Source organism: Streptomyces sp. NPDC024017, from assembly GCF_040638895.1.
Taxonomy (GTDB): Bacteria; Actinomycetota; Actinomycetes; order Streptomycetales; family Streptomycetaceae; genus Streptomyces.
This window is the reverse complement of the sequence record NZ_JBEZYZ010000021.1, coordinates 16,474-36,501: the sequence shown is the minus strand read 5'-3', so window position 1 is coordinate 36,501 and position 20,028 is coordinate 16,474. Positions and strand designations below refer to the sequence as shown.

The following is a 20,028-nucleotide window of genomic DNA, read 5'->3' as shown; positions in this document are numbered from 1 at the left end:
TCGCCGCCCCACACGGAAAGGTTGCCGGGGTCTCCCCCTGCTGCTTCTCGAAGTCGGGCAGGTGAGCGTAACCATGTATGAGTGAGTGTCGTTGTCGGAGCGTGAATCTGACGGAATGGGCGAAGACGCAAGGCGTGCATCCGCAGACCGCGTATCGCTGGTTCCGTGAGGGGACGTTGCCGGTACCGGCTCAGCGGGTCGGGCCCCGCACGATCCTGGTGAACATCGACGCGAACACCACGCCCGGGGCCATCGGTGGTCTGGGCCTGTATGCCCGCGTGTCCTCGCACGATCAGAAGACCGATCTGGAACGCCAGGTCGCTCGGCTGTCGGCGTGGGCGGTGAAGGCCGGTCACCGAGTCGTTCGTGTGGAGGCGGAGATCGCTTCCGGGATGAACGGCTGCCGTTCCAAGGCCCGGCGTCTGCTGGCCGACCCGAACGTGACCTGTGTGGTGGTGGAGCACAAGGACCGGCTCGGCCGGATGAACGTCGAGCTTGTCGAGGCCGCCTTGTCCGCGACGGGCCGTCGCCTGCTGGTGCTGGACGACGGCGAGGTCGAAGACGACCTGGTGCGGGACATGGTGGAGGTCCTGACGTCGCTGTGCGCCCGCCTGTACGGGCCCAGGTCGGCGAGGAACCGGGCCCGCAAGGCACTGCAAGCCGCCGAACATGGCTGACCTCCGCCCGATTGCCGCGCCGTTCGTCGCTCTCGGCCCGTCCGGTGTGGCGGTACGTACCCGGCTGGGGGACCTCACGCCCGCAGATGAGAAGGTTCTGCGCCTGGTGGGGGCGCACCTGGGCTCGCTCGCTTCGAAGGACCTCAAAGCGCGTTGCGCCGACGGTCTGGAGCACTCCACCGAGTCATGGGCGGCCCGTAAGCGGGACCTGACGGCCCAGTCGTCGTCCCGGTGGGCCGGGTCGATCACGAAGGCCACGCATGACCAGTGGGCACTCGCCCGGCGCGGCCAGGCCGCACACATCCGGTCCCTCGAAGCCGGTATCACGACGATCCGGCACCGGCTGTCGCTGCCGGTCGGGCAGAAGGGCACCAAGCGGGCTCCGGGCGGCTACCGCTGCGCGCAGGAATGGTTCCACAAGACGCGACGGCTGCATGTGCTGGAGGACCGGCTCGAGAAGGTTCGGGCCGACCGGGATCTGGGCCGGGTGCAGGTCGTGCGTGGCGGTAAACGTCTGCTGGGCACGCGTCACAACCTTGACAAGGCGCAGCTCACCGAGGCCGAGTGGCGTGAGCGGTGGGAAGCCGGGCGCTGGTTTTTGAAGGCGGACGGCGAGTCGGGGAAAAGGTTCGGCAACGAGACGATCCGCATCACGCCCGAGGGCGATGTATCGATCAAGCTCCCGGCCCCGCTCACCGACCTGGCCAACGCCAAGCACGGCCGGTACGTACTCGCTGCGAAGGTGCGCTTCCCCCACCGGGGGCACGAGTGGGCCGATCGTGTGGAGGGCAACCGGGCCGTGGCCTACCGCATCCACTACAACACGGGACGCGGACGCTGGTACGTGGACGCCTCCTGGCAGATTGCTCCCACCAAGACCATCCCACTCCAAGCCGCCCTCGCCGATGGCGTGATCGGCGTGGACACCAATGCCGATCACCTCGCCGCATGGCGCCTCGACACTCACGGCAACCCGATCGGCCGGCCGCGCCGGTTCTTCTACGACCTGTCCCGAGGCGCCCAGCACCGCGACGCCCAGGTACGGCACGCCCTCACACGGCTGCTGAACTGGGCCAAGACCTGCGGCGTCAAGGCCATCGCGGTCGAAGACCTCGACTTCCAGGCCGAGAAAACCAGAGAGAAGCACGGTCGCAAGCGCCGATTCCGGCACCTCATCTCCAGCATGCCGACCGGCAAGCTCCGCGCCCGGCTGACCTCCATGGCCGACGCCACAGGTATCGCGATCATCGCCGTAGACCCGGCCTACACCAGCAAGTGGGGCGCCCAGCACTGGCAGAAACCGATGGCCGGCCCCACCCGTAAGACCACCCGGCACGATGCGGCAAGCATCGCGATCGGACGACGCGCCCAAGGGCACTCGATCCGGCGACGGACGACACCGCCCCGTGCACACCAGAGCGATGTGCACGGGCATCGGACCGTCCAGGCCGACCGGCGTGCCCCTGGGCGTGAGGGACCCCGCCCCCGCATCCCCGGACCACGGACACGATCCGTGCCGCCGGACGCGGCGAGTACGCGGGCAACCAGGACATCCACAACCGTTCGGGGTGTCCGCAGTGACCAGGAATGGGTACAAGACTCACTCCTGCTCACTGATTAGGAACGGTATCTGCCTTACTCGGTGCAGGACTTGGGGTCGAGCTTCTCCTCGATCTTGTCCTCGCGGCCGTCGGGCTGGCCGCTGGGGAGGAGCTTGTCGGAGATGCCGTCGATGTAGTAGCCGTGCGAGTAGATGGTCTGGTAGCCCCGGTCACGCCAGCTGTGCACGGTCCGGTCGCCGTCGCCCTTGTTCCACTGGTAGTCCTCGACATGGAAGACCGGGTTCACGCGCACCACGCGCTGGTACGGCGTCCAGGTCACGGCGACCTGCCGGCAGGGCGGGATGGTCTTCTCGCTCCGGGTCTCGAACCGGGACTCCTTCTCCCAGCCCCACTCGTACCCGGCGCTGCCGCCCACGGTGCCGCTGAAGATGCTCTTGGCGAGGGAGAGGCTGATGGTGCTGCCGACGCTCTTCTTCGCGAACGTCTTGGTGCTGTAGCTGCTGACGAAGGTCTCCTTGTCGTCGGCGGAGCCCTGGTTGCCGATCCACCGGGACGTGCGGACGGTGTCGCCCTTGATGGACCAGGTCGAGGCCTCGGCGTACCCGCACCAGCCGCGGAACAGCTCCCACGGCCCGGCGGGCTTCCACAGCCCGAAGACGTCCCGCAGGTACTCGTCCTGGGTCTTGAACTCACCGGTGTCGACGTTGAGGGCGCCGTAGACGCCGGTCAGGCTCGTCTCCTGACTGCAGAGCCGCTCGATCATCAGATCGGTGTCCCCGGGATCCACACCCCGGATGTTGGTCGCCCCGGCGGGCCCGGCGGCGGCGGTCCCGGCACCGGTCAGCAGACCGGTTATGGCGAGGGCGGTGGAAGCGGCAACCAGGCCGCATTTCCTGAGAGTTGACTTGCGAATGAGACGCATGGGGGTTGGCTCACTCCTGCTTGCGGTTCTGTGACGGCAGTGAAGATGCCAGAGCAGGGGCGGGAGTTTGCGCTACTGATGGGTATGACAGGACATCGACAGCTGGGCGAGTGGCATGTCCCTCTTTATCGGGTCTCACCCCTGCGGCTGACGGCGATCCGCAGCACGTCTCCCAGGGACTCCACGGCCCTTGTCAGCGCGAAACGCACGGCGCGTTCACCGGCTTCGGGGTCCCCGAGTACGGCCCTGGCTCCCGCGAGCACCTGCTCGGCGGAGGCGAGTTGAGCGGCCTCGACGTCATCGGCGAGCCGCGAGAGCAGGCTGTCGGGGTTGTCAGTGCTGAGGTAACAGGGCTTGCCGTCGCTGCCGGCCCAGGGGAGCAGCCTCATGCGTAGACCTCCAGGGCGTGCAGGTACGGCCGGATGAGAGGGGTGTCCATTTCGAAGGGCTCCACGTGGAGAGTGCGGGGGAGCTGCACGGGCGGGGGCAGTGGCCGCGGCGGGGGAGGCGCGGTGGCCCGATGTCGCCCCCGGGCGGGCAGCAGGAGCCGTACGAGGGCGAGCAGGGCCGACTCGCAGAGCTCGGCGAGGCGAAGGCGCACAGGGGTGTCCCTTCTCGGAGCAGGGGGTTTGACGAGCGGTGATTACCGTTCGTGCCTCGATGGTCACTGGTCGGGCCTACGCTCTGGAAGAGGGCTGGCGTTGTCTGGGCGCCAGGCAACGGGGAGGTGTGACATGGGCGAATTCGTTGACGGGAACCGGGAATCGAGGCGTGCCGAGCTCGGACGGACGCTGCGGTTCCTGCGGGAGAAGGCAGGCAAGACGCTTGCGCAGCTGTCGGCGGAGACCGCGTACGACAAGAGCTATCTCTTCCGCCTGGAGAAGGGGGAGCGGCTTTCCAAGCGGTCGGTCATGGAGGACTTGGACAGCTACTTCGACTCCGGTGACCTGCTTCTTCGCCTGTGGCGGGACGCGCGACGGGAGGTCGTCAAAGACAAGTACAAAGCGTTCATGGAGCTGGAGGCGACGGCTCGGGTGATGTGGATGTTCCAGTTGGCGGTGCCTGGACTGTTGCAGACGGAGGACTATGCCCGCACGGTGTTGTCAGGGTTGTCCAGAGCCCAGACAACGGCTGGCAACAACGAGGAGATCGAGGAACAGGTGGCCTTGCGCATGGGACGGCAGGAACTGCTGTACCGCGAACCGGCGCCCAGCATCCGCGTGATCCTGGACGAGGGCGCCCTTCGACGGCCCGTGCCACACGCAAAGGTGTGGGCCGATCAGTTGTCACGCTTGCTGGACGCGGCCGAGCTGCCTTCGGTCGCACTTCAGGTACTGCCGCACACGGCAGGCGTGCACGACCTCATGAACAGCCACCTCACGCTGTTGTGGCAACGAGTCGGAGACCCTGTTGCCTATGTGGAAGGCAACAGCTTCGGCGAGTTGATCGACGACCCGGACAAGGTTTTGTCCTTCCGCTGGTCCTACGATCTCGTGAGGGACGCGGCGCTGACTCCGGAGGAGTCGACAGCATTCATCAAGCGTCTCTCGGAGGAGTGCAGATCATGAACCGAACCCTCGACCCCGGCACCGCAGTGTGGCGTAAGTCGTCCTACAGCGATGGAGGGCAGACGAACTGCGTCGAGGTCGCCGACAACTGCCCCGGCACAGTTCCGGTCCGCGACAGCAAGCGGCCCGACGGCCCGATACTCGTGTTCGGCGCTGGCCCCTGGGCGTCGTTCCTCACGCACGTCACGAAGTAGCGGGCAGATCCTCCGGCGGAGGCACAGCCGCCCCCGGCAGTCGTACCGTCGCCACCGTGCCGCCGCCCTCGGCGTGGGACAACGACACCTCGCCGCCGGCCTGCTGCACAGTGCGGGCCACGATCGACAGGCCCAGGCCAGAGCCCGGCAACGCCCGTGCGCTCGGGGAGCGCCAGAAGCGGTCGAAGACGTAGGGGAGTTCGTCGGCGGGGATGCCCGGGCCGTGGTCGCGGACCGTGAGGACACCCTCGGCGAGACGGACCTCGACCGTGCCGCCCTCCGGGCTGAACTTCACCGCGTTGTCCAGGATGTTGACCATGGCCCGCTCCAGTGCCGACGGCTCCGCGCGGACGAACCACGGCTGTACGTCCGCCGTGATCGTCAGCTCCGGGCCCCGCAGCCGGGCCCGTCGCAGCGCCGACTCGACCGTGTCCTGCCAGGCGACGATCTGCGTCCGGCCCGAGTGCTGGCCCGTGTCCGGGCGGGACAGTTCCTGAAGGTCGCCGATGAGTGCCGCCAGCTCCGTCATCTGCGCCTTCACCGACGCGAGCAGCGCCTTGCGGTCCGCCTCGGGGAGGGGGCGGCCCGTCTCCTCGCTGCGGGTGAGGAGTTCGATGTTGGTGCGGAGGGACGTCAGAGGCGTACGCAACTCGTGGCCCGCGTCCGCGATGAGCTGTTGCTGGAGTTCCCGGGAGCTGGCCAGGGCCGACGTCATCGAGTTGAAGGAGCGGGACAGGCGAGCCACCTCGTCCTCGCTCGCGTCGTCCACCGGGATGCGGACGTCCAGGTCTTCCGTGCGGGCCACGTGCTCGACGGCTTCCGTCAGTTTGTCCACCGGCCGCAGGCCCGCCCTGGCGACCGTGAGGCCGGCCGCTCCGGCGCCCACCACCCCGACACCCGAGACCAGCAGGAGAATCAGCGCCAGTTCGTTGAGCGTGGACTCCGTTCCCTTGAGAGGGACGGCGATGACCAGCGCGTAGTCGGCGGCCACGCCCTGCTGGAAGGGACCGTTCTTCACGACGACCGCCGTGGTCAGCACGCGCACCGAGTTGCCGTCGCTGTCCGTGCCGTTGCGCAGTACGGCCGTCCTGGGGTCGGGATTCTTCGCCACGTCCCTGTCGCCGCTCGTGACCTTGACCTGCGGCATCAGGTTGCTGAAGAGGCAGACCCTGCCGTCGGACCCGACCACCTGCGCGTAGGTCTGCGGTCGCGGCGCCCCGCCGAGGGTGTTCGACGGCTTCTGGGGGCACGTCTTCGTCAACGCGTCGAAATCGTCCGCCTGAAGGGTCCGGAACGACGACTTCAGGTCCCCGTCCACCTGGTCGTACAACTTCCCCTGCACGATGAACCAGCAGGTCACCGACACCGCCGCCACCGCGAACGCCACCGCCGCCGCCACCAGCAGCGCCAGGCGCGACCGGATCGGCAGTGAGCGGAACCGCCGTACGACCTTCTTCACTCCGCGCCGCCCTGCCGCAGCACGTAACCGACACCCCGCACCGTGTGCACCAGCCGCGGCTCGCCGCCCGCCTCGGTCTTGCGGCGCAGGTACATCACGTACACGTCGAGGGAGTTCGACGACGGCTCGAAGTCGAAGCCCCAGACGGCCTTGAGGATCTGCTCCCGGGTGAGGACCTGCCGCGGGTGTGCCAGGAACATCTCCAGGAGCGTGAACTCCGTGCGGGTCAGCTCCACCTGGCGGCCACCCCGCGTGACCTCCCGCGTCGCCAGATCCATGCGCAGGTCGGCGAAGGTGAGCGCGTCCTCGTCGGCCGGACTCCCCGCGCCCACGGCCGCCGCGTAGGAGCTGCGGCGCAGCAGCGCGCGGATGCGGGCGAAGAGTTCGTCGAGTTCGAAGGGCTTGACCAGGTAGTCGTCGGCGCCCGCGTCGAGGCCCGTGACGCGGTCGCCGACCGTGTCACGGGCCGTGAGCATCAGGATCGGTGTGGTGTCGCCCGTGGCGCGGATGCGGCGCGCCGCCGTGAGACCGTCCATGCGCGGCATCTGGATGTCGAGGACGACCAGGTCGGGCCGGTAGGCCGCCGCCTTGTCCAGCGCGTCCGCGCCGTCGACGGCGACCTCGGTCCCGTACCCCTCGAACGCGAGGCTGCGCTGGAGCGCTTCGCGTACGGCCGGCTCGTCGTCGACGATCAGGATGCGCTGCGGGTCACGGTCGCCGTCTGCGGGGCTCATGGGTCGGAGGTCCTCGGGGGTGAAGGGGGACGGGGGTGCTCTGACGCTCTCAGCGTCGCACGCCGGGGGACCGGGACGGCAGGAGCGTCGGCTCGGTGGCGTGCGGTGACGGGAGGCGCGTCAGCCCCGCGCGGTCCGGCGTCGGGCCGCCGCGGCCCGGCTCGCCCGACGGGTCGCCGCCGGCGCCACCTCCGGTGCCCGGCCCGTCGGCGCGTGCAGTGCGGACGCCACCGCCAGAGCCGGCCCGACCGCCGCCGGGTCCCCGCTCGGCTCCGTGTGCACAACCTGCTGGATCATCGCCGTACTCCTCGCTCGGTGGGACTCAGTCGGTCGAACCGGCCCGCAGCTTCGCGAGGTCGGCCTTGACGGTGTTGATCGGGATGGAGAAGCCCAGGCCCACGCTGCCCGCCGCGGCGGACGAGGAGGCACCTGCCGCCGAGTACATGGCGGAGTTGATCCCGATGATGTTGCCGTTCATGTCGATCAGCGCGCCGCCGGAGTTGCCCGGGTTGAGGGACGCGTCGGTCTGGAGCGCCTTGTACGTCGTGGTGTTCGAGCCGGTGTCGCCGTTGAACTCCCGGCCGCCGAACTCGAACGGCCACTCGCCGCCCTGCTGCCCCTGCTGCTGCTCCTGGCTCTCGTCCGTGGAGACCGTGACGTCCCGGTCGAGGGCCGAGATGATGCCGCTGGTGACGGTGCCGGACAGCCCCTCGGGCGAGCCGATCGCGACGACCTCGTCACCGACCTGCACCCCGGCGGAGTCGCCGAGCGTGGCCGCCTTCAGACCGGCAGCGTTCTCCAGCTTGATCAGCGCCAGGTCCTTCTTGCTGTCGGTGCCGACGACCTTCGCGGAGTAGGACTTGCCGTCGTTGGTCGTCACCTTGATCTGCGAGGCGCCGGAGATGACGTGATTGTTGGTGATGATCTCGCCGTCGCCCGTGATGATCACGCCGGAGCCGGTGGAGGACCCGGCGTTGGAGTCGGCGCTGATCTCGACGATGCTCGGGCTGACCGCCTTGGCGACCCCGGAGACCGTGCCCTTCTGGCTGGACGGGACCACGTTGGTGCTGGTGGAGCTGGAGGTGACGGTGTCGTTGCCGGTCAGTTCCTGGATGCCGTAGGCGGTGCCGCCGCCTATCGCCGCCGCGACGATCGCCACGGCGGCGAGCAGGGCGAGGGGGCCACGGCCGCGCTTCTTCGGATGCGGAGCATGCGCCGGGGCGTACGCCGGCGGGGGCGGCCACTCGGGGTTCACCGGGGCCTGCTGCTGACCCTCGTAAGGGTTCTCGTACTCGCCACTGCGGTGGAAGCTCTCGGTCATGGAACCGAGCTTGTCGCCCGACCATGAGAGCTTCCTGAGTGCTCCCTGAGAAGCCCGACAGAACCTCGTATGCCCGATATAAAGGCGCGTCCGGGCCCTACGCGCAGCCGCAGGACTGCCGTGTCACCAGCCGCGACGGGAACACCTTCAGCCGCTCCCGCCGGGCCCCCGCGACCCGCAGCCCGTCGTCGAGGACGAGGTCCACCGCCGCCCGGGCCATCGCCGAACGGTCGGACGCGACCGTCGTCAGGGGCGGGTCCGCGAGCGCCGCCTCCTTGATGTCGTCGAAGCCGGCCACCGCCAGCTCGCCGGGGACGTCGATGCGCAGCTCGCGCGCCGCGCGCAGCAGGCCGATCGCCTGGTCGTCGGTGGAGCAGAAGATCGCCGGCGGGCGCTCCGGGCCGGAGAGGATCTTCAGGGCGGCCTGGTAGGCGTCGTAGCGGTTGTAGAGGGCTTCGAAGAGGCGGCCCTCCGTGGAGATCCCGGCGTCGTCCATCGCGCGGCGCCAGCCCTCGACGTGGTCGGAGACCGGGTCGCCGACCGCGGGCGTCTCGGCTATGCCGCCCATACAGGCGACGTACTCGTAGCCGTGCTCCAGCAGGTGCCGGACGGCGAGCTCGGCGCCGCCCAGGTCGTCCGTGACGACGGCGACGTCGTCGATGGCCTCGGGCCGTTCGTGCAGCAGCACGACCCGGGCGTCCCAGGCCTCGATCTCGGCGGCGGCCAGGTCGTTGAGCGCGTGGCTGACGAGGATGAGCCCGGAGACCCGCATGCCCAGGAAGGCGCGCAGGTAGTGGACCTCGCGCTCGCCCACGTAGTCGGTGTTGCCGACGAGGACCATCTTTCCGCGCTCGGACGCGGCCTGCTCGACCGCGTGTGCCATCTCCCCGAAGAAGGGCTGGCGCGCGTCCGGGATGATCAGGCCTATGAGGTCCGTGCGCCGGGATGCCATCGCCTGGGCCACCCGGTCGGGCCGGTACCCCAGTTCCTTGATCGCGGCGAGGACACGCTCGCGCGTGGCCGGGGCGACCGGCCGGGGTCCGTTGTTGATGACATAGCTGACCACGGCAGTGGAAGTCCCTGCCAGCCGCGCCACATCATCCCGAGTCACCTTGGCCACGCGCGGAGTCTACGCGGATATACCCGCTCCGGGCAGGGCGTAAAGGAGGTTCCGTACGATATCCCGACCGCCGTCCGGGGCACCCTGTGCGGGAAGCGATGCCCAGGTCGGCGCCTCTTTACGCCTCTTTACGCCTCCGCGCGGACCTCGGCGGCCTCAGGGGCAACCGGATTGTCCGCGGTGTCCTGCTTTGCCTTGGCCGCCTTGGCCTTCGCCTCCTCGGCGGCGCGCTCCACCTTCTCCGGCGTAACGAATCGATAACCGACGTTCCGGACGGTGCCGATGAGTGACTCGTGCTCGGGGCCGAGCTTGGCGCGCAGCCGCCGTACGTGCACGTCGACCGTGCGCGTACCGCCGAAGTAGTCGTAGCCCCAGACCTCCTGGAGCAGCTGGGCGCGGGTGAAGACGCGGCCGGGGTGCTGCGCGAGGTACTTCAGGAGCTCGAACTCCTTGAAGGTGAGGTCGAGGACACGGCCCTTGAGCTTGGCCGAGTACGTCGCCTCGTCGACCGACAGGTCGCCGTTGCGGATCTCCATCGGGGAGTCGTCGGTGACGATCTGCTGCCGCCCCATGGCCAGCCGAAGCCGCGCCTCGACCTCCGCGGGGCCGGCGGTGTCGAGCAGAACGTCGTCGATGCCCCAGTCCGCGGTGACGGCCGCGAGGCCGCCCTCGGTGACGACGAGGACGAGCGGACAGCCCGGCCCGGTGGAGCGCAGCAGCTGACAGAGGCTGCGGACCTGCGGCAGATCACGCCGGCCGTCGACGAGGATGACGTCGGCGCCGGGGGTGTCGACGAGGGCGGGGCCCTCCGCGGGGGCCACACGCACGTTGTGCAGGAGCAGGCCGAGGGCGGGGAGCACCTCCGTCGACGGCTGGAGGGCATTGGTCAGGAGCAGCAGAGAACTCATATGTCTGGTTCCTCCTCGGTCCCTGCGAGGACGTTTGTTGGCACAGCACCGCTCTGCGATCCCGAAGGCCCCGTACACCTGCGGTTTCCCGCGTTGTATACAACGCTTCCGAAAGCACAAAAGGACCCGGGGGCTACGCTGCCCGAGTCCTCTGCCCAGCAGAATAGCCCACATGAGCTCTGGTCCGGCAGGTCATGTGGCGCGTTCCACCGATCGTCCACACTCCGAGACGGCTGCGGGAACGCCCCTTCGGCGGCCGTCGAGGACGTTTCTGCGCACTTCCGACGGTGTGACGATCGACGCCGTATACGACCCGGGCACCGCTGTATACGACGCCTCCCGGACGCCTTCCGATCACCCGGTGTTCGTCGTCGCGCACGGCTTCACCGGGGCCGTTGACCGGCCGCATGTGCGACGGGTGGCGCAGGCCTTCGCCCGTTACGGGGCGGTCGTCACGTTCTCCTTCCGGGGCCACGGGGCGTCCGGCGGGCGGTCCACGGTCGGGGACCGGGAGGTGCTCGACCTGGCGGCGGCGGTGCGCTGGGCGCGGGAGCTGGGGCACGCCCGCGTGGGGACGGTCGGGTTCTCGATGGGCGGCTCGGTGGTGCTGCGGCACGCGGCGCTGCACCCCCGCGAGACCGGCGCGGTGGTGTCGGTCAGTGCCCCGGCCCGTTGGTACTACCGGGGGACCGCCCCCATGCGGCGGCTGCACTGGCTGGTGACGCGGCCCGAGGGCCGGATGGTCGGCCGCTACGGCTTCGGTACCCGCATCCACCACCGGGACTGGGACCCGGTCCCGCTCTCTCCGGTGGAGGCGGTACCGAGAATCGCTCCCACGCCGCTGCTGATCGTGCACGGCGAGGCCGACGGGTACTTCCCCGTCGACCACCCGCGGATGCTGGCCGCTGCCGCCGGTGACCAGGGCGAACTGTGGCTGGAGCCGGAGATGGGGCATGCCGAGCACGCGGCCGGCGACGAACTGCTGGCCCGGATCGGGGAATGGGTCGCCGGCCGGGCGGGCTAGCCTGACGGGGTTCGCCGTCGAATTCATTGAGGAAGCAGATGCCAAAGGTCACGGTGCGCTACTGGGCCGCCGCCAAGGCCGCGGCCGGGGTGGCCGAGGAGCCGTACGAGGCGGTCACCCTCGCCGAGGCGCTCGACGGGGTGCGCGAGCGGCACCCCGGCGAACTCGAGCGCGTGCTGCGCCGGTGCTCGTTCCTCGTGGACGGCGACCCCGTGGGCACCCGCGGACATGAGACGGTACGGCTGGCCGACGGCGGCACGGTCGAGGTGCTCCCGCCGTTCGCAGGAGGATGACGATGACCGACCAGCCGAACCAGCCGTACGACCCCTACGGGCAGCAGCCGCAGGCGTGGCCCGGGCAGGGGTACCAGGGGTACGAGGACCCGCACGCCGCTCAGCAGTACACACAGCAGTGGCAGGGGCAGACCTGGGAGACACAGAACCACCAGCAGGTGTCCGCGCAGGCGCCGGATCCGGAGACGGCGATCCTGACACCGCAGTCGCCCCAGCCGCTCCGGAGTCCCCGGACGCCGCAGGGACCCGCGGCCCCGGCCGGAGCCGACGCCGACGTCTCCGCGTCCGGCTACGGCCCGGCCACCGTCGGCGGGAACCAGCGCGTCACGGACGCGCAGCGGGCCCGGGCGGAGGGGCGGTCCCCGATCATCGAGCCCGGGATGCAGCCGGCCGCGCTGACGGCGCTGCTCGGGCTGCTGCTGGCCGGTGCGGCGGCGGTCGGGACGTACGCGCTGCTCGTGCCGCTGGTCGTCCTCCAGGCCGTCACCGCGGCCGGCTGGTTCCGGCTGAACGGGATGTGGCCGGCCCGGCAGGGCATCGCGCTGGGCTTCGCGGGCGCGCTGGCGGCGGACGCGGCGCTGCTGGTCTCGGGCCGCTCGCCGTCGGCCATCCTGGGCACCCTCGGCGTGTGGGTGCTGCTCGCGCTGGTCCTGCAGCTGCGGTCGCACGCCGACCCGGACGAGCGGATGTACGGCCTGATGGCGACGGTCGCCGCATCGGCGCTGGCGATCGTGGCCGGCGGGTACCTCGCGGCCGCCGCGGACGCGGTGACGGTGGGCGCGGTGGCCGTGGCGGTGGCCGTCCTGGCCCGCGCCCTGCCGCTGCCGACCCCGGCCTCGGTGGTGGTGGCCCTCCTCGCCGCGGCGGGCGCGGGCATCGCGACCGGGCAGGTCACGGACCTCGGCACCTCGGGCGCCCTCCTCGGTGCGGGCGCCGCCGCCTGCGCCCTGATCGGCCACCGGGTCGCGAGCTACGACTACCCGTCCCGCTTCGTCCACTTCACGGCGGGCGTGGCCCTGCCGCTGGCCGCGGCGGCCCCGGCGGTGTACGTCCTGGGCAGGGCGCTGGCGTAGCTCCGGCACCGCCGCCGGGCGCCCGCCGCCCTGTCACAGATGATCAACAATCCTCCGGCGCCCCTTCCCCACAGGGTTACTCTCACGCAAGGGACGGCCACCCGGTCGTCAGGGACCGCCGTCTAACCGACTGGGTGGGGACACACCGCATGCGCGCACTGCGAATACTGCTGATCTTCGTCGTGATCCTGGGCGGGCTCTTCGTGATCGCCGACCGCGTCGCGGTCGGCTTCGCCGAGGACGAGGCCGCCGACCGGCTGAAGACGACGGAGAACCTGTCGGCGACCCCCGACGTGTCGATCAAGGGCTTCCCGTTCCTCACCCAGGTCGCCGGCGGTTCCCTGGACGACATCGAGGTCGGCATCAAGGACTACGAGGCCGCCACGGGCGACGGCGCCCAGAAGATCCGCATCGACGACCTGAAGGCCGACATGAAGGGCGTCGAGTTCTCCGGCGACTACAGCTCCGCCACCGCCTCCAGCGCCACCGGCACCGCGACCATCGCCTACGACGAGCTGCTCAAGACGGCGAAGTCCGAGCCCACCCAGGTCGCCCCGGGCGTCACCGCCAACGTCGTCGGCCTCTCCGACGGCGGCAACGGCAAGATCAAGGTCACCGTCGAGGCCACGGTCCTCGGCACCAAGCTCCCGGAGCCGGTCTCCGTGCTCAGCTCGGTGAAGGTCGACAACGGCACCGTCCGCGTGCACGCCGACGGCCTGCCCAAGTTCGGCGGTGTCGACATCGCCGAGAACCGCGTCCGGGCCATCACCGACTTCCAGCAGAAGATCGACGACCTGCCCGGCGGCATCGAGCTGGACACGGTCCAGGCCGCCCCGAACGGCGTCGAGATCACGGTGAAGGGTTCCGACGTCCGGCTGGCCGGGTAGGAAGGCGCACGGCGGGATCCCTGCGGAGACCCACGACGGCCCCACCAGGGCTGTCCGGTGGGCGAGACGGCGGAGTCCGTAGCGTAGATCTGACGGTCGATACATCCGATAACGGGCCGTGCGGGAGCCGCGTCGACGGCACCCCGGTCCCACATGCCGGATCTTCGCGTCTCAGTATGCGACACACCGGTGACACGCCCGCCCTGCCGTCCCTACGATCGACGGCATGAAGCGACAGGCGGACCTCACGAAGCGGCGGGCAGTAGACCTGTGCCGCGTCGCCGCCATGCTCTGTCGCACCTTCTGAGCGATCGCGTCGGCAGTCGCGTCGGCGCGCGCATCCCCGCAGCCCTGCATCAAGGGCACCCGTGCGCCGCCCTGCCTCAAGGGCGCGCCCTGCAGACCTCGCACGCCCCGCCGTAACTGCCCCGGAGGAGAAGAAGCATGAGCCGCAACGACGTCCTGGTTGACGCCGACTGGCTCCAGGAGCACCTGGACGACCCGACCATCGCCATCGTCGAGGTGGACGAGGACACGTCCGCCTACGAGAAGAACCACATCCGCAACGCCATCCGGATCGACTGGACGCAGGACCTGCAGGACCCGGTCCGCCGTGACTTCGTCGACCAGGAGGGCTTCGAGAAGCTTCTGTCCGACAAGGGCATCGGCAACGACCACACCGTGGTCCTCTACGGCGGCAACAACAACTGGTTCGCCTCCTACGCCTACTGGTACTTCAAGCTGTACGGCCACGAGAGCGTCAAGCTCCTCGACGGCGGCCGCAAGAAGTGGGAGCTCGACGCCCGCGAGCTCGTCGCCGGCGACGAGGTGCCCGAGCGTCCGAAGACGGACTACAAGGCCAAGGCCCAGGACACGTCCATCCGCGCCTTCCGCGACGACGTCGTGGCCGCCATCGGTTCGCAGAACCTCGTCGACGTGCGCTCGCCCGACGAGTTCTCCGGCAAGCTGCTCGCCCCGGCCCACCTGCCGCAGGAGCAGTCCCAGCGTCCGGGTCACGTCCCGTCCGCCCGCAACATCCCGTGGTCCAAGAACGCCAACGACGACGGCACCTTCAAGTCGGACGAGGAGCTCAAGGAGCTCTACGCCGAGGAGAGCGTCGACCTGGCCAAGGACACCATCGCCTACTGCCGCATCGGTGAGCGCTCCGCGCTGACCTGGTTCGTGCTGCACGAGCTCCTCGGTGTGGAGAACGTCAAGAACTACGACGGCTCCTGGACCGAGTACGGCTCCCTCGTCGGCGTGCCGATCGAGCTCGGCGCCAACAAGTAAGCAACCCCGACCGACCTTTCCAGACTTCAGGAGTACGACATGTGCGGTGCGAAGGCCGGCGGCCCCGACGCCTCGACGATCAAGCCCGGTGAGACGACCATCCAGGGTCAGGTGACCAAGGACGGCGAGCCCGTGGTGGGCTACGTCCGTCTGCTGGACTCGACCGGCGAGTTCACGGCCGAGGTGCCGACCTCGGCGACCGGACAGTTCCGCTTCTACGCGGCCGAGGGCACCTGGACCGTCCGTGCCCTCGTGCCCGGCGCCACCGCCGACCGCACGGTCGTCGCCCAGCAGGGCGGCCTGGCGGAGGTCGCGATCGCCGTCTGACGGCGACAGGTCCTCGAAGGGCCGCACCCCTCGGGTTGGACGCCTGGGGTGCGGCCCTTCGGCCTGCCCGGACCTACGCTGGACGTATGTACGCACGGCGGCGTCGCACGTACTTCGCGATGATGGGTCTCTGCATCGGCCTCTTCGTGCTGGCCTGGGGTGTCGTGCGCCTGTGGTCCGTCCCCGTCGCCGTCGGGATGTGTGTCGTCGCCATGGTCATCCCGCCCGTGGCGGCCATGGTCGCGAACCGGCGCGGGCCGGAGGACCGGTGGTGGGACGACCCGTCCGGGGATCCCACGTCCGACGAGTGGTGGGACGAGCTGGACGGCAAGAAGCGCCGGTGAGATCCGGCCGGGGGGAGGGGCCATGCGCTTGGCTGCGGCGACTCTGGACGCACCGGACGCCCGTGAGCTGGCGGACTTCTATCTGCGGCTGCTGCCCGGCTGGGCCGTACGGCGCGGCGAGGACGGCCCGGACTGGGTGCACATCCGGCCGCCCGACGGCGGCACGGGGCTGTCCTTCCAGACGGAACCCGCCTACCGCCCGCCGGTCTGGCCGGGCGAGCCCGACCGGCAGCAGATGATGATCCACCTCGACATCGAGGTCGACGACCTCGAGAAGGAGACCGCCCGGGCCGTCGCCGCCGGGGCGCGGCTCGCCGCGTTCCAGCCGCAGGACGACGTCCGGGTACTGCTGGACCCGGCCGGGCACCCGTTCTGCCTGTACACGGAGTCTCAGTAGACGAGCGCCTGCGTCTCGTCCGCCATCGCCTCCTGGACGAAGACCTGCGCCCCCGCGATGCGGACGCCCTTGATGACGTCCTGCTCGGTGATCTCGCGGCGGGCCGCGCACTGCGTGCACAGGGTGACGCGGCCGGCCGCGAGGAGGGAGTCCAGCAGGTCGGGCAGGGGAGCCGCGTGCGGAAGCTCGAACTCGGCGGCGCGGCCGGGGAGGGCGAACCAGGCGGATTCGCCGGTCAGCCACAGGGACACGTCGACGCCACTGGCCACGGCCACCGCCGCCACCGTGAACGCCTGAGAGCACCGCTCGGGGGCGTCGGCCCCCGCCGTCACCTTGATCACGAGCTTCTTCGCCATAGCCGGAATCGTAGTGCCGAAAGGGCCCGCGTAAGCTGGGCTCGGCCCTGTGCACCCATTCGCACCCCCGCTCAAGGAGCACCCCGTGGAGATCTTCTTCGAAATCCTGTTGGTCCTGGTCGCCGTCGGCGTCCTCGCCTTCGCCGGACTGACCGTGAAGAAGCTGTACCAGGGCCAGCGCTGACCCACGTCTAGGAAGTTCCCATGATCGAGATCCCGTCCGACCTCCACAAGGACCTCGTCCCGCTCGCCTTCCTGCTGGGCAACTGGGCGGGCGCCGGCGTGCACGACTTCCCCGGCTCCGAGAAGTGCAACTTCGGGCAGGAGGTCACCTTCACCCACGACGGCCGGGACTTCCTGGAGTACCAGTCCCACAGCTGGGTGCTGGACCAGGACGGCAACAAGGTCCGCCCCCTGGAGTCCGAGCACGGCTACTGGCGGATCGACGCCGGCCGCAAGGTCGAGGTGACGATGACCCGCGACGACGGCGTCATCGAGATCTGGTACGGCGAGCTGGCCGACAAGAAGCCGCAGATCGACCTCGTGACGGACGCGGTCGCCCGCACGGCCGCCTCCCAGCCCTACACCGGCGGCAAGCGGCTGTACGGCTACGTCAAGAGCGATCTGATGTGGGTCGGCGAGAAGCAGACCCCCGAGGTCGAGCTGCGCCCCTACATGTCCGCCCACCTGAAGAAGGTCGTCACCCCGGAGGAGGTCGAGCGCTGGGCCAAGGCCCTGCCCGACGACATGCCGGACGACGGCATCGCCTTCTTCAAGTAGCCGCACGTCTTCCTCACCTAGTCGTATGCAAGTAGTCCTAGACTCTTGGGTGTGGTGAGCACCGACTGGAAGAGCGATCTGCGGCAGCGCGGCTACCGGCTGACCCCGCAGCGGCAACTCGTGCTCGAAGCCGTGGACACCCTTGAGCACGCGACCCCCGACGACATCCTCGTGGAAGTGAGGAAGACGGCGTCGGGGGTCAACATTTCGACGGTGTACCGGACGCTGGAGCTCCTGGAGGAGCTCGGCCTGGTCAGTCACGCGCATCTGGGGCACGGGGCGCCCACGTACCACCTCGCGGACCGGCACCACCACATCCACCTCGTCTGCCGCGACTGCCAGAACGTGATCGAGGCGGACGTCTCGGTGGCGGCCGAGTTCACCGCCAAGCTGCGGCAGACGTTCGGGTTCGACACCGACATGAAGCATTTCGCGATCTTCGGCCGGTGCGAGGACTGCACGCTCAAGGCTTCAACTACCGAGTCGTAGGCTTACGGATATGAAGAGCCCCCTGCTGACCCTGCCCGGCGCCGTCCCCGCCGAGGGCGTGGACGAAGGCGTCGCCGCCCACTACGGAGATCTGTTCCGTGAGCAGCGCGCCCTCGCCGACGGCACCGGATTCGTGGACCTCTCGCACCGGGGGGTCGTCGCCGTCACCGGCGAGGACCGGCTCGCCTGGCTGCACCTGCTGCTCACCCAGCACGTCAGCGACCTCCCTGCGGGCCGGGCCACCGAAGCCCTGATCCTCTCCGCGAACGGCCACATCGAGCACGCGCTGTACCTCGTCGACGACGGCGGGACGGTCTGGGCCCATGTGGAGCCGGACACCCAGGAGGCGCTGATCGCGTACCTGGAGTCGATGAAGTTCTTCTACAAGGTCGAGGTCGCCGACCGCACGGCCGACATCGCCGTCGTGCACCTCCCGGCCGGCTCCATCGCCGAGATCCCCGAGGGCGTCGTCGTACGGGAGACACCGCACGGCCGGGACCTGTTCCTGCCCCGCGCCGACCTGGAGGCGTACGCCGCGCAGGCCGGGCCGCCCGCCGGGATCCTCGCCTACGAGGCGCTGCGCGTGGAGCAGCACCGCCCCCGGCTCGGTTTCGAGACCGACCACCGCACCATCCCGCACGAGCTGGGCTGGATCGGCTCGGCGGTGCATCTGCAGAAGGGCTGCTACCGGGGGCAGGAGACGGTCGCCCGGGTGCAGAACCTGGGCAAGCCGCCGCGCCGGCTGGTCTTCCTGCACCTCGACGGCAGCGAGGTCCATCTGCCCGCGGCCGGGACGGAGCTCCGGCTCGCGGACGACGGCCCCGACGGCCGCAAGGTCGGCTTCATCACGACGTCCGCCCGTCACCACGAGCTCGGCCCGGTCGCGCTCGCTCTGGTGAAGCGGAACGTGGCGGTCGATGCCCCGCTGGTGGCCGGCGACACCGCCGCGGCCCAGGAAGCCGTCGTCGAGCCCTGAGGCTTGTAGATCTTTCGGGTCAGATTTCGATCTGCACGGTGAACGGGCCGTCGTTCGTCAGTGATACGCGCATCGCTGCCCCGAAGCGGCCCGTGGCCACTGTCGCGCCCAGGGAGCGCAGCTGGGCGACGACCTCGTCGACCAGCGGCTCGGCCACGTCCCCGGGGGCCGCGGCGTTCCAGGTGGGGCGGCGGCCCTTGCGGGCGTCGCCGTAGAGGGTGAACTGGCTGATCACCAGGAGCGGGGCGTCGATGTCGCTGCACGACTTCTCGTCGTGCAGCATGCGGATCGACCAGAGCTTGCGGGCCAGCTGCGCCGCCTTCTCCTTGGTGTCCTCGTGGGTGACGCCGACGAGGACGCACAGCCCCTCGCCCTCGATCGCCCCCACGGTCTCGCCGTCCACGACGACGCTCGCGCCGTCCACCCTCTGCACCACTGCTCGCATACGTCCATCATGCAGGGCGGTGACATCGGCGCCGCGGGTGGTCGGCGGATGGCCCGAAAGGGTGGTTTGCGCGGGGCGCCAACAGCCCCTGCACGGCCGTATTTTGCTGCTTACCCGCCCATCTGGGGTCTATCGGGGGCACTCGTTCCCAGAGCGGGCACTTGGGGTGGCACGATGCTTGCACACACCGGTCGAGGGGACGGTTGAGGCACATGAGCACATCAAGCACCGGGCAGCAGCAGGCGGCTGTCTGGTCGACGTACACGGGGATCGGCGCGTCGGAGTACCACCGGCCGCCCACACAGCGCACGGACAGCCCGCGGCTGCCCTCGGACGCTTCCGAGCCCGAGCTGCCCGCGCTGAGCCTGCCCGAGCTGCGCACGCTGCGCCGCGAGGCCCAGCGCGACGAGACCGACCTCAGCTATCTGCGGCGGCTGCTCCAGGGGCGGATCGACATCCTGCGCGCGGAGGTGGCCCGGCGTGCACCGGCGGGCGCGGCCTCCGTCGCGGTGTCCGAGGAGACGTCGGTGGTGGAGCGGCTGGCGGAGATCCTGCGGGACGCCCCGGCCCGGCACCGCTCCTCGGCCCGCCATGTCACCTTGGGCACCCCGCAGGGCGAGGAGTACCGGCGGCTGGCCGCGGAGATGCTCGCCGAGGTCGAGCTGTCCGACCTGGGGGCGCGCACGGACCTGGAGCTGAGCACGGCTACGGGGCGGCTCGAGCGCTACGAGCAGCAGATCTCCCGGCGCCGCCAGCGGCTCCAGCGCACGGCCGACGAGTGCGGCGCGGAGATTGCACGCCGGTACCGCGAGGGGGAGGCGCAGGTCGACGACCTGCTGGTGTGAGCCCCTCCCGGCCCGGGGGGAGGGCCGGCGGTCGGAT

General features: G+C 70.0%; 28 protein-coding genes. 17 read left to right on the top strand and 11 right to left on the bottom strand.

Annotation, left to right across the window (positions count from 1 at the left end; genetic code table 11):
* Positions 1-101: 101 nt before the first annotated feature.
* On the top strand, positions 102-677 hold the full coding sequence (locus AB0G20_RS37210; RefSeq protein ID WP_361310684.1) for an IS607 family transposase: 576 nt from the start codon (positions 102-104) through the stop codon (positions 675-677).
* Positions 670-2,298: an IS200/IS605 family accessory protein TnpB-related protein gene (locus AB0G20_RS37205; protein ID WP_361310681.1), complete on the top strand. Its 1,629-nt coding sequence runs from the start codon at positions 670-672 to the stop codon at positions 2,296-2,298. Before AB0G20_RS37210 ends, AB0G20_RS37205 begins: the two co-directional genes overlap by 8 nt.
* A 14-nt stretch (positions 2,299-2,312) precedes the next feature.
* On the opposite strand, the gene AB0G20_RS37200 is transcribed toward AB0G20_RS37205, so the two are convergent.
* The 3 genes from AB0G20_RS37200 to AB0G20_RS37190 all read right to left on the bottom strand — a co-directional run bounded on the left by AB0G20_RS37200 (position 2,313) and on the right by AB0G20_RS37190 (position 3,762).
* Positions 2,313-3,161, bottom strand: a complete 849-nt coding sequence (locus AB0G20_RS37200; RefSeq protein WP_361310679.1) for a hypothetical protein — start codon at positions 3,159-3,161, stop codon at positions 2,313-2,315.
* 125 nt (positions 3,162-3,286) lie between these two features.
* Positions 3,287-3,550, bottom strand: a complete 264-nt coding sequence (locus AB0G20_RS37195; RefSeq protein WP_361310677.1) for a hypothetical protein — start codon at positions 3,548-3,550, stop codon at positions 3,287-3,289.
* Positions 3,547-3,762: a hypothetical protein gene (locus AB0G20_RS37190; protein WP_361310675.1), complete on the bottom strand. Its 216-nt coding sequence runs from the start codon at positions 3,760-3,762 to the stop codon at positions 3,547-3,549. The genes AB0G20_RS37195 and AB0G20_RS37190 overlap by 4 nt, the downstream gene beginning before the upstream one ends.
* 133 nt (positions 3,763-3,895) lie before the next feature.
* Here AB0G20_RS37190 and AB0G20_RS37185 point away from each other — a divergent pair, with 133 nt between their 5' ends.
* Complete coding sequence (locus AB0G20_RS37185) at positions 3,896-4,729, top strand: helix-turn-helix transcriptional regulator (RefSeq protein ID WP_361310672.1); 834 nt, start codon at positions 3,896-3,898, stop codon at positions 4,727-4,729.
* Positions 4,726-4,923, top strand: a complete 198-nt coding sequence (locus AB0G20_RS37180; RefSeq protein WP_361310669.1) for a DUF397 domain-containing protein — start codon at positions 4,726-4,728, stop codon at positions 4,921-4,923. Before AB0G20_RS37185 ends, AB0G20_RS37180 begins: the two co-directional genes overlap by 4 nt.
* Here the strand turns inward: AB0G20_RS37180 and AB0G20_RS37175 are convergent.
* The 6 genes from AB0G20_RS37175 to AB0G20_RS37150 form a co-directional block, all read right to left on the bottom strand.
* Entirely contained in the window at positions 4,913-6,382 is a 1,470-nt protein-coding gene (locus tag AB0G20_RS37175; protein ID WP_361310666.1) for a HAMP domain-containing sensor histidine kinase, read from the bottom strand. The two genes, AB0G20_RS37180 and AB0G20_RS37175, sit on opposite strands and share 11 nt — an antisense overlap.
* Complete coding sequence (locus tag AB0G20_RS37170) at positions 6,379-7,116, bottom strand: response regulator transcription factor (protein WP_361310664.1); 738 nt, start codon at positions 7,114-7,116, stop codon at positions 6,379-6,381. The genes AB0G20_RS37175 and AB0G20_RS37170 overlap by 4 nt, the downstream gene beginning before the upstream one ends.
* Positions 7,117-7,236: 120 nt before the next feature.
* Complete coding sequence (locus AB0G20_RS37165; protein WP_361310661.1) at positions 7,237-7,413, bottom strand: hypothetical protein; 177 nt, start codon at positions 7,411-7,413, stop codon at positions 7,237-7,239.
* Positions 7,414-7,438: 25 nt separating this feature from the next.
* Positions 7,439-8,437 (bottom strand): trypsin-like peptidase domain-containing protein, encoded by a 999-nt coding sequence (locus AB0G20_RS37160; RefSeq protein ID WP_361310658.1) that lies wholly within the window; start codon positions 8,435-8,437, stop codon positions 7,439-7,441.
* 97 nt (positions 8,438-8,534) lie between these two features.
* Entirely contained in the window at positions 8,535-9,557 is a 1,023-nt protein-coding gene (locus AB0G20_RS37155) for a LacI family DNA-binding transcriptional regulator (protein ID WP_361310655.1), read from the bottom strand.
* A gap of 128 nt (positions 9,558-9,685) precedes the next feature.
* Positions 9,686-10,465 (bottom strand): response regulator transcription factor, encoded by a 780-nt coding sequence (locus AB0G20_RS37150; RefSeq protein ID WP_361310653.1) that lies wholly within the window; start codon positions 10,463-10,465, stop codon positions 9,686-9,688.
* Positions 10,466-10,637: 172 nt separating this feature from the next.
* Between AB0G20_RS37150 and AB0G20_RS37145 the strand changes: the two genes are divergently transcribed.
* The 9 genes from AB0G20_RS37145 (at position 10,638) to AB0G20_RS37105 (ending at position 16,100) form a co-directional block, all read left to right on the top strand.
* Complete coding sequence (locus AB0G20_RS37145) at positions 10,638-11,489, top strand: alpha/beta fold hydrolase (RefSeq protein ID WP_361310650.1); 852 nt, start codon at positions 10,638-10,640, stop codon at positions 11,487-11,489.
* Positions 11,490-11,527: 38 nt separating this feature from the next.
* Positions 11,528-11,782 (top strand): MoaD/ThiS family protein, encoded by a 255-nt coding sequence (locus AB0G20_RS37140; protein ID WP_234845559.1) that lies wholly within the window; start codon positions 11,528-11,530, stop codon positions 11,780-11,782.
* Positions 11,783-11,784: 2 nt separating this feature from the next.
* Positions 11,785-12,855, top strand: a complete 1,071-nt coding sequence (locus tag AB0G20_RS37135) for a hypothetical protein (RefSeq protein WP_361310647.1) — start codon at positions 11,785-11,787, stop codon at positions 12,853-12,855.
* 149 nt (positions 12,856-13,004) lie between these two features.
* Positions 13,005-13,742, top strand: a complete 738-nt coding sequence (locus tag AB0G20_RS37130; RefSeq protein WP_361310644.1) for a DUF2993 domain-containing protein — start codon at positions 13,005-13,007, stop codon at positions 13,740-13,742.
* Positions 13,743-13,968: 226 nt separating this feature from the next.
* On the top strand, positions 13,969-14,049 hold the full coding sequence (locus tag AB0G20_RS37125; protein ID WP_350310325.1) for a putative leader peptide: 81 nt from the start codon (positions 13,969-13,971) through the stop codon (positions 14,047-14,049).
* Positions 14,050-14,186: 137 nt separating this feature from the next.
* Positions 14,187-15,032: a sulfurtransferase gene (locus AB0G20_RS37120; protein WP_361310641.1), complete on the top strand. Its 846-nt coding sequence runs from the start codon at positions 14,187-14,189 to the stop codon at positions 15,030-15,032.
* 39 nt (positions 15,033-15,071) lie between these two features.
* Positions 15,072-15,359, top strand: coding sequence for a DUF1416 domain-containing protein (locus tag AB0G20_RS37115; RefSeq protein ID WP_003991226.1), 288 nt, complete (start codon positions 15,072-15,074; stop codon positions 15,357-15,359).
* Between the two features lie 86 nt (positions 15,360-15,445).
* A complete protein-coding gene (locus AB0G20_RS37110; protein ID WP_361310638.1) occupies positions 15,446-15,703 on the top strand; it encodes a DUF3099 domain-containing protein in 258 nt (85 codons plus the stop codon).
* A 22-nt stretch (positions 15,704-15,725) separates the two neighbouring features.
* Positions 15,726-16,100, top strand: a complete 375-nt coding sequence (locus AB0G20_RS37105; RefSeq protein WP_361310635.1) for a VOC family protein — start codon at positions 15,726-15,728, stop codon at positions 16,098-16,100.
* Here the strand turns inward: AB0G20_RS37105 and AB0G20_RS37100 are convergent.
* A complete protein-coding gene (locus AB0G20_RS37100; RefSeq protein WP_361310632.1) occupies positions 16,094-16,456 on the bottom strand; it encodes a DsrE family protein in 363 nt (120 codons plus the stop codon). The two genes, AB0G20_RS37105 and AB0G20_RS37100, sit on opposite strands and share 7 nt — an antisense overlap.
* Before the next feature lie 204 nt (positions 16,457-16,660).
* Between AB0G20_RS37100 and AB0G20_RS37095 the strand changes: the two genes are divergently transcribed.
* Genes AB0G20_RS37095 through AB0G20_RS37085 form a run of 3 tightly spaced genes read left to right on the top strand, consistent with a single transcriptional unit; the run spans position 16,661 to position 18,701 of the window.
* A complete protein-coding gene (locus AB0G20_RS37095; RefSeq protein ID WP_361310629.1) occupies positions 16,661-17,236 on the top strand; it encodes an FABP family protein in 576 nt (191 codons plus the stop codon).
* A gap of 51 nt (positions 17,237-17,287) precedes the next feature.
* Positions 17,288-17,725, top strand: a complete 438-nt coding sequence (locus AB0G20_RS37090; protein WP_190900358.1) for a transcriptional repressor — start codon at positions 17,288-17,290, stop codon at positions 17,723-17,725.
* A 10-nt stretch (positions 17,726-17,735) separates the two neighbouring features.
* Positions 17,736-18,701, top strand: coding sequence for a folate-binding protein (locus AB0G20_RS37085; protein ID WP_361310626.1), 966 nt, complete (start codon positions 17,736-17,738; stop codon positions 18,699-18,701).
* Between the two features lie 19 nt (positions 18,702-18,720).
* Here AB0G20_RS37085 and dtd read toward each other — a convergent pair whose 3' ends face one another.
* On the bottom strand, positions 18,721-19,146 hold the full coding sequence (gene dtd, locus AB0G20_RS37080) for a D-aminoacyl-tRNA deacylase (protein ID WP_030242984.1): 426 nt from the start codon (positions 19,144-19,146) through the stop codon (positions 18,721-18,723).
* Between the two features lie 212 nt (positions 19,147-19,358).
* On the opposite strand from dtd, the gene AB0G20_RS37075 reads away from it, so the two are divergent.
* A complete protein-coding gene (locus AB0G20_RS37075; protein WP_361310624.1) occupies positions 19,359-19,991 on the top strand; it encodes an aerial mycelium formation protein in 633 nt (210 codons plus the stop codon).
* Positions 19,992-20,028: the final 37 nt, after the last annotated feature.